The 6,716-nt window shown below is 72.5% G+C and carries 9 protein-coding genes; 7 read left to right on the top strand and 2 right to left on the bottom strand.

Features of this window, described 5'->3' with window-relative positions; all coding sequences use genetic code 11:
* The 5 genes from QH283_RS14095 to hisI all read left to right on the top strand — a co-directional run.
* Positions 1-369 (top strand): hypothetical protein (locus QH283_RS14095; protein WP_280503455.1); only part of this gene is annotated, 369 nt, incomplete at its 5' end.
* Positions 370-477: 108 nt separating this feature from the next.
* Positions 478-1,209: a bifunctional 1-(5-phosphoribosyl)-5-((5-phosphoribosylamino)methylideneamino)imidazole-4-carboxamide isomerase/phosphoribosylanthranilate isomerase PriA gene (gene priA, locus QH283_RS14090; protein WP_280503454.1), complete on the top strand. Its 732-nt coding sequence runs from the start codon at positions 478-480 to the stop codon at positions 1,207-1,209.
* Positions 1,210-1,238: 29 nt separating this feature from the next.
* Positions 1,239-2,093 carry an inositol monophosphatase family protein gene (locus QH283_RS14085; RefSeq protein ID WP_280503453.1) on the top strand — a complete coding sequence of 285 codons (855 nt, stop codon included), beginning with the start codon at positions 1,239-1,241 and terminating at the stop codon, positions 2,091-2,093.
* Positions 2,090-2,863, top strand: a complete 774-nt coding sequence (hisF, locus tag QH283_RS14080) for an imidazole glycerol phosphate synthase subunit HisF (protein WP_280503452.1) — start codon at positions 2,090-2,092, stop codon at positions 2,861-2,863. Before QH283_RS14085 ends, hisF begins: the two co-directional genes overlap by 4 nt.
* Before the next feature lie 58 nt (positions 2,864-2,921).
* Positions 2,922-3,269, top strand: a complete 348-nt coding sequence (gene hisI / locus QH283_RS14075) for a phosphoribosyl-AMP cyclohydrolase (protein ID WP_280503451.1) — start codon at positions 2,922-2,924, stop codon at positions 3,267-3,269.
* A gap of 31 nt (positions 3,270-3,300) precedes the next feature.
* Here hisI and QH283_RS14070 read toward each other — a convergent pair whose 3' ends face one another.
* Entirely contained in the window at positions 3,301-3,783 is a 483-nt protein-coding gene (locus QH283_RS14070; protein ID WP_280503450.1) for a MarR family winged helix-turn-helix transcriptional regulator, read from the bottom strand.
* Positions 3,784-3,977: 194 nt separating this feature from the next.
* Positions 3,978-4,439, bottom strand: a complete 462-nt coding sequence (locus tag QH283_RS14065; protein WP_280503449.1) for a peroxiredoxin — start codon at positions 4,437-4,439, stop codon at positions 3,978-3,980.
* 87 nt (positions 4,440-4,526) lie between these two features.
* Between QH283_RS14065 and QH283_RS14060 the strand changes: the two genes are divergently transcribed.
* A complete protein-coding gene (locus QH283_RS14060; RefSeq protein WP_280503448.1) occupies positions 4,527-6,074 on the top strand; it encodes an anthranilate synthase component I in 1,548 nt (515 codons plus the stop codon).
* On the top strand, positions 6,071-6,716 hold a 646-nt coding region (locus tag QH283_RS14055), incomplete at its 3' end, for a Trp biosynthesis-associated membrane protein (protein ID WP_280503447.1). The genes QH283_RS14060 and QH283_RS14055, both read left to right, overlap by 4 nt.

Raw genomic sequence — 6,716 nt, 5'->3', positions numbered from 1 at the left:
GGGGTGGGGGCGGTGCGGCGCCGGTGGGGGGGGGGGCTGACAGTGGGCGGGCTTTGCGCGGCGGCGGGCGGGGCGCGGTACCGGATCGCCCGCGCCTGGACGGCCGCATCCCTGGTTCCCCTGCTGTCGGGGCAGTTCCTGCTCTCGGTGGCCTACCAGTGGCCCCGGGTCGAGATCCTGTTCGACGACCGCGACCGGTACACCGTCGAGCAACTGCGGCAGGCCGCCGACGAGTTCCTGATCGGTCAGGGGCTGCGGGTCGGCGCGGCCGTGCTGACCGCGCTGTTCGCGGTGGTCGCGGCTCTCGTCTGCTATCGCGCCCATGTACTGCGCGCCGACCGGCTGCGGGTCGAGGCAGCCCTGTCCTGACCCCCCGATCCGGTGGTGCGGCGGGGTCGTGCGTCGGCCGCACGGGTGCGCGGCCGGTTTGCCGGGCCGGGCGTGGCGGATCGCCGGACGGCTACTAAGCTGGCCGGAGTGAGTCTTGTGCTGCTTCCCGCCGTCGATGTCGCCAATGGTGAGGCCGTGCGCCTCGTTCAGGGGGAGGCCGGTAGCGAAACCAGCTACGGCTCGCCGCGGGAGGCGGCGCTGGCGTGGCAGGAGGCCGGCGCCGAATGGGTCCACCTGGTCGACCTGGACGCAGCCTTCGGGCGCGGGTCCAATCGCGAGCTGCTCGCCGAGGTGGTCGGCGAACTCGACGTCGAGGTCGAACTCTCCGGTGGCATCCGCGACGACGCCTCGCTCGAGGCCGCGCTGGCCACCGGCTGCGCCAGGGTCAACCTCGGCACCGCCGCCCTCGAGGACCCGACCTGGTGCTCGAAGGTGATCGCCGAGCACGGCGAGCGCATCGCCGTCGGCCTCGACGTGCGCATCGTGGACGGCAACTACCGGTTGCGCGGGCGCGGCTGGGTCAGCGACGGCGGCGACCTGTGGGAGGTGCTCGAGCGCCTCGAGGGCGACGGCTGTTCGCGCTATGTGGTCACCGACGTCACCAAGGACGGCACCCTGACCGGCCCGAACCTGGACCTGCTGCGCGAGGTGTGCGCGGCCACCGAGGCCCCGGTCATCGCTTCGGGCGGTGTGTCGGCCATCGAGGACCTGGTCGCCATCGCCGGCCTTGTACCCGAGGGCGTGGAGGGCGCGATCGTCGGCAAGGCGCTGTACGCGGGCCGATTCACCCTGCCCGAGGCCCTGGCCGCGGTGCGCTGACCCGAACCGCCGACCGGAGACAGCCACGCATGGCCGCCGACCCGAACGCCGACCTATCCGCGCCACCCGAGCTGCACGATCTGCTGGCGGTCGCCGGTGAGGTCCTCGACGGAGCCGCCGAGCGCTTCGTGCACGGCATCGGCGCGCCCAGCGCGGTCGCCAAGGGCGGCAACGACTTCGCCACCGAGTTCGACCTGGAACTCGAGCGCACGGTCTCTGCGGCGCTGCGCGAGCGCACCGGCATCGAGGTGCACGGCGAGGAGTTCGGCGGTCCGCAGCTGACCTCGGGCACGGCGTGGGTGCTCGACCCGATCGACGGCACCTTCAACTACTCGGCCGGGCATCCGCTCTCGGCGATCCTGCTCGCCCTGGTGCACGACGGCGAGCCGGTCGTCGGCCTGACCTGGCTGCCGTTGCTCGGCAAGCGCTACGCCGCCGTGCGTGGCGGGCCGCTGCTGATCGACGGCGAACCGGTGCCGCCGCTGGCGGAGGGCAAGCTGTCGGAGGCCATGATCGGCTTCGGCAGCTTCGCCCTCGACTCCAGGGGCCGTATCCCCGGCCGGTTCCGGTTCGACCTGCTCGGCTCGCTGAGCACACTGTCCTCGCGGGTGCGTATGCACGGCTCCACCGGCATCGACCTGGCCTTCACCGCCTCCGGCGTGCTCGGCGGCGCCATCGTATTCGGTCACCACCCGTGGGACAACGCGGCCGGGGTCTGCCTGGTGCGCGCCGCGGGCGGCGTGGTCACCGATCTGGCGGGCGCGCCGTGGACGATCACCTCGGGGTCGGTGCTGGCCGCCGCGCCCGGGGTGCACGCCGAACTGCTGGAGATGATCTGCGCGGTCGCCGAACCCGTGGCCGCCGAGGAAGGGAAGCAACGATGACACTGGCGGTACGCGTGATCCCGTGCCTGGACGTGGACGCGGGCCGGGTGGTCAAGGGCGTCAACTTCCAGAATCTGCGCGACGCGGGCGACCCGGTGGAACTGGCCGCGAGCTACGACGCCCAGGGCGCCGACGAGCTGACCTTCCTCGACGTCACCGCCTCCACCGGCGACCGCGGCACCATGATCGACGTGGTCACCCGCACCGCCGAGCAGATCTTCATCCCGCTGACCGTCGGCGGCGGCGTGCGCACCGTCGAGGACGTGGACCGGCTGCTGCGCGCGGGCGCGGACAAGGTCTCGGTGAACACCGCGGCCATCGCCAGGCCCGAGGTGCTGCGGGAGATGTCGCAACGGTTCGGCTCGCAGTGCATCGTGCTGTCGGTGGACGCGCGCACCGTGCCGGAGGGGCAGCCGCCCACGCCCTCGGGCTGGGAGGTCACCACGCACGGCGGCAAGCGCGGCACCGGCATCGACGCGGTGGAGTGGGCCGAACGCGGCGCCGAACTGGGTGTCGGGGAGATCCTGCTGAACTCCATGGACGCCGACGGCACCAAGAACGGTTTCGACCTGGCCATGATCCGCGCGGTCAGGGCAGCGGTGTCCATCCCGGTCATCGCCAGCGGCGGCGCGGGCGCGGTCGAGCACTTCGCTCCCGCGGTGCGGGCCGGCGCCGACGCGGTGCTGGCGGCCAGCGTCTTCCACTTCGGCGATCTGACCATCGGCCAGGTCAAGGATTCGCTGCGCGCCGCCGATCTGGTGGTGCGCTGAGCCACCTCGTCGTGGGGCCGCGCACGGGCGGTCGCGCGCGGGGGGATATAACAAGGTCATGACTCTCGATCCCGCCATCGCGGCCCGGCTCAAGCGCAACGAGGCGGGGCTGGTGGCCGCCGTCGCCCAGGAACGCGCGACCGGCGATGTGCTGATGATGGCGTGGATGGACGACGAGGCACTGGCCCGCACGCTGGCGACCCGCCGCGCCACCTACTACTCGCGCTCCCGGCAGCAGTACTGGGTCAAAGGCGAGACCTCCGGCCACACCCAGTACGTGCACGAGGTGCGCCTGGACTGCGACGGTGACACCGTCCTGCTGGTGGTCGACCAGGAGGGCGCGGCCTGCCACACCGGCGCGCACACCTGCTTCGACGCCGACGTGTTGCTGAGCGCGCAGGCCTGAGCCGGGGCACGTGGGGCCCTCCCGGGGGGAGCTACTCGGCGGCGGCGTCCTCGTCCGGGCCGCCGAGCTCGTTCTCGATCCGATCGCGCACCTTCACCGCGATCTCGGCCAGCGCCTTCTTCTGTTCGACGTCGAGAGCGCTGAACACCAGCTGGCTGACCGTGGCGATGTAGCCGGGGGTGGCGGAGTTGGTCGTCAGATATCCCTCGTCGGTCAGCACGGCCTGCACGCCGCGCCTGCCCTGGGTGGTCTCGCGCTTGACCAGGCCGAGCCGCTCCAGCTTGGACACCACGTGCGACAGGCGTGAGAGCGAGGAGTTGACCGTCGCGGCCAGTTCGCTCATCTGCTGGCGATGGCCCGGCTGATGGGAGAGCACGGTCATGACCACGAACTCGAAGTGGGTGACGCCGGAATCGCGCTGCAACTTGGTGTCCAGCGCGCTGGGGAGGCGGTTCAGCAGGGCCACGATGGCATTCCAGGCCCGCTGCTCGACCGGATCGAGCCACTGCGCCATCACAGGCACCCTTTCGTCCGGCGGCGACTGGAGAAGGAGACCGCCACCCTCCGACACCGAGTTTGCCACGACTTCGCTCACCAGTCACAACGCCGGCCGTCGCGGTGAAATCATTCACATCGCAGGAATTTCCGTGTGGAAGTGATTGTCGCTGTACTGCGCGTCGTCGGCCGGTGGGTGGGGGTCTCCCGGCGCTACTTCGCGCGCTCGCGCAGGAAGGCGAGCGCCTCGTCGGCGTGCACGTTCGCTCGCAGTTCACCGGTGATCACCGTGAGCACCGTGCGGTCGGTGTCGATGACGAAGGTGTGCCGCTTGACCGGCGCGATCCTGCCGAGCAGGCCTCGCTTGACCCCGAACCGCGCGGCCACCGCGCCGTCGGCGTCCGACAGCAGCGGGTAGTCCAGCCGCTGGGAAGAGGCGAAGCCCGCCTGGGTGTCCACCGCGTCGGTGCTGATGCCCGCGCAGGAGGCGCCGAGCGCGGCGAACTCGGCGTTCAGGTCGCGGAAGTGGCAGGCCTCGGCGGTGCACACCGGGGTGTTGGCGGCCGGGTAGAAGAACAACACCAGCGGGCCCTTCGACAGCAGCTCGTCGAGCGTGCGTGTCGTGCCGGTCTGGTCGGGAAGCGTGAAATTCGGTGCCTGAGCGCCTTTCTGCATTCCTGGACAGTACCGGCCGTGGCCGGTCGGCGGCAGCGGGAAGTCCCGGCGCGTTCGCCGCGGGCGCGGCCTGGGATGATGGGGCCCATGCCAGTCGCGACCGATCCCACGACCACGACCCGCGCGCAGTTCCGGCAGCTGGCCGCCGAACACCGGGTCGTGCCGGTGACCCGAAAGGTGTTGGCGGACTCGGAGACTCCGCTGTCGGCCTACCGCAAGCTGGCCGGCGACCGGCCGGGCACCTTCCTGTTCGAATCGGCGGCCAACGGCCGGTCCTGGTCGCGCTGGTCGTTCATCGGCGCGGGCGCGCCCTCGGCGCTGACCGTGGTCGACGGTTCGGCCGCCTGGCTCGGCCACATCCCCGCCGACGCGCCGTCGGGCGGCGACCCGCTCGACGCGCTGCGCGACACCCTCGAACTGCTGCGCACCGAGCGCCTGCCCGGCCTGCCTCCGCTCACCGGCGGCATGGTCGGCTACCTCGGCTACGACGCGGTGCGCCGCATAGAGCGGCTGCCCGAGCTCGCGGCCGACGACCTCGAGCTGCCCGAGATGGTGCTGCTGCTGGCCACCGACCTGGCCGCCTTCGACCACCACGAGGGCGCGATCACCCTGATCGCCAACGCGGTGAACTGGAACGGCACCGCCGAGCGCGTCGACGAGGCCTACGACGACGCGGTGGCGCGCCTGGACCGCATGACCGAGGCGCTGGCCGCGCCCGCCGTCTCCACGGTGTCGGTCTTCGACCGCCCCGAGCCGGCGTTCCGCCGCCAGCGCACCTCCGAGCAGTTCGGCGCGGGCGTGCGCAGGCTGGTCGAGGAGATCGAGGCGGGCGAGGCCTTCCAGGTGGTGCTCTCACAGCGCTTCGAGATGGACTTCGACGGCGCGCCGATCGACCTCTACCGGATGCTGCGGGCCTCCAACCCGAGCCCGTACATGTACCTGATCCACATCCCCGACGCCGACGGCGGCACCGCCTTCTCCATCGTCGGCTCGAGTCCCGAGTCGCTGGTCACCGTCGTCGACGGCGTCGCCACCACGCACCCGATCGCGGGCACCCGCTGGCGCGGCGCCAGCGAGGAGGACGACCTGCTGCTGGAGAAGGACCTGCTGGCCGACGAGAAGGAGAACGCCGAACACCTGATGCTCGTCGACCTCGGCCGCAACGATCTCGGCCGGGTGTGTTCGCCCGGCACGGTGAAGGTCACCCAGTACCGCCACATCGAGCGCTACAGCCACGTCATGCACCTGGTGTCCACCGTGTCCGGGCACCTGGCGCCCGGCAAGGTGGCCCTGGACGCGGTCCGGGCGTGCTTCCCGGCGGGCACGCTGTCCGGCGCGCCCAAGGTCCGCGCCATGGAGCTGATCGAGGAGCTGGAGCCGACCCGGCGCGGCGTGTACGGCGGCGTGGTCGGCTACCTGGACTTCGCCGGCGACGCCGACACCGCCATCGCCATCCGCACCGCCCTGCTCAAGGACGGCGTGGCCTACGTGCAGGCGGGCGCGGGCGTGGTCGCCGACTCCGACCCGGACTACGAGGACCTGGAGTCGCGCAACAAGGCCATGGCCGTGCTCAAGGCCGTCGCAGCCGCCGAGACGGTGCGGCCGTTCGCGGCGGGCGAGGTCGATCCCCGATGAGCGGGCCCGAGCCCGGTCCGGCCGGGGACGTGCCCGCCCCGCTCGACCCGGCGGCCGACCCCGACCGCTACGACCCGGCCGCGGACACGCCGACGACGGCTGCCGAGGCCCCGAAGCGCGCGCGGCCGATCGTGCCGGTGGTCCTGCTGGCGGTCGCCGCCGCCCTCATGTGGGGCGCGTCCCGCCTGACCTGGGTGACGGTCTCCTCGACCGACGACCTCACCGTGCCGAGGGTGGACGAGTTGGCGGGCGCGGTCTGGTTCGGCGCGCTCACCCCGCTGGCCCTGGTGCTGCTGGCCGCGATCGCGGCCGTGCTGGCCACCAAGGGCTGGACGCGGCGGCTGATCGGCGTGCTGGTCGCGCTGATCGCCGCGGTGACCGCCGTACCGGCCTTCGCCCTGCTCACCGGTTCGGGGGCGACCGCCGAACGCGCGGGCGCGCTCGCCGAGCTGCCCGGCCGGGCCGAGGTCACCGACGTGCGGACCGCCGCCCTGCCCGCGGTGGTGACCGTGCTGGCCGCGCTGTGCGCCGTCGGCGCGGCTCTGCTGCTGGTCAGGATGCCGCGCGAGAGCAAGGGCCTGGCCGGGCGCTACGAGGCCCCCGGTGTCCGCAGGGCCGCGGCGGCCGAGGCCGTGGCCGGAC

This window comes from Nocardia farcinica (assembly GCF_029867845.1).
Classification (GTDB): domain Bacteria; phylum Actinomycetota; class Actinomycetes; order Mycobacteriales; family Mycobacteriaceae; genus Nocardia; species Nocardia farcinica_A.
This window is presented reverse-complemented; position numbering and strand designations above follow the sequence as displayed.

What these genes read in the sequence shown, in the direction of transcription:
- QH283_RS14065 (WP_280503449.1), bottom strand. Translation starts at nt 4,439, where the DNA reads ATGCAGAAAGGCGCTCAGGCACCGAATTTCACGCTTCCCGACCAGACC.
- QH283_RS14085 (WP_280503453.1), top strand. Translation starts at nt 1,239, where the DNA reads ATGGCCGCCGACCCGAACGCCGACCTATCCGCGCCACCCGAGCTGCAC.
- hisF (WP_280503452.1), top strand. Translation starts at nt 2,090, where the DNA reads ATGACACTGGCGGTACGCGTGATCCCGTGCCTGGACGTGGACGCGGGC.
- QH283_RS14060 (WP_280503448.1), top strand. Translation starts at nt 4,527, where the DNA reads ATGCCAGTCGCGACCGATCCCACGACCACGACCCGCGCGCAGTTCCGG.
- QH283_RS14070 (WP_280503450.1), bottom strand. Translation starts at nt 3,783, where the DNA reads ATGGCGCAGTGGCTCGATCCGGTCGAGCAGCGGGCCTGGAATGCCATC.
- hisI (WP_280503451.1), top strand. Translation starts at nt 2,922, where the DNA reads ATGACTCTCGATCCCGCCATCGCGGCCCGGCTCAAGCGCAACGAGGCG.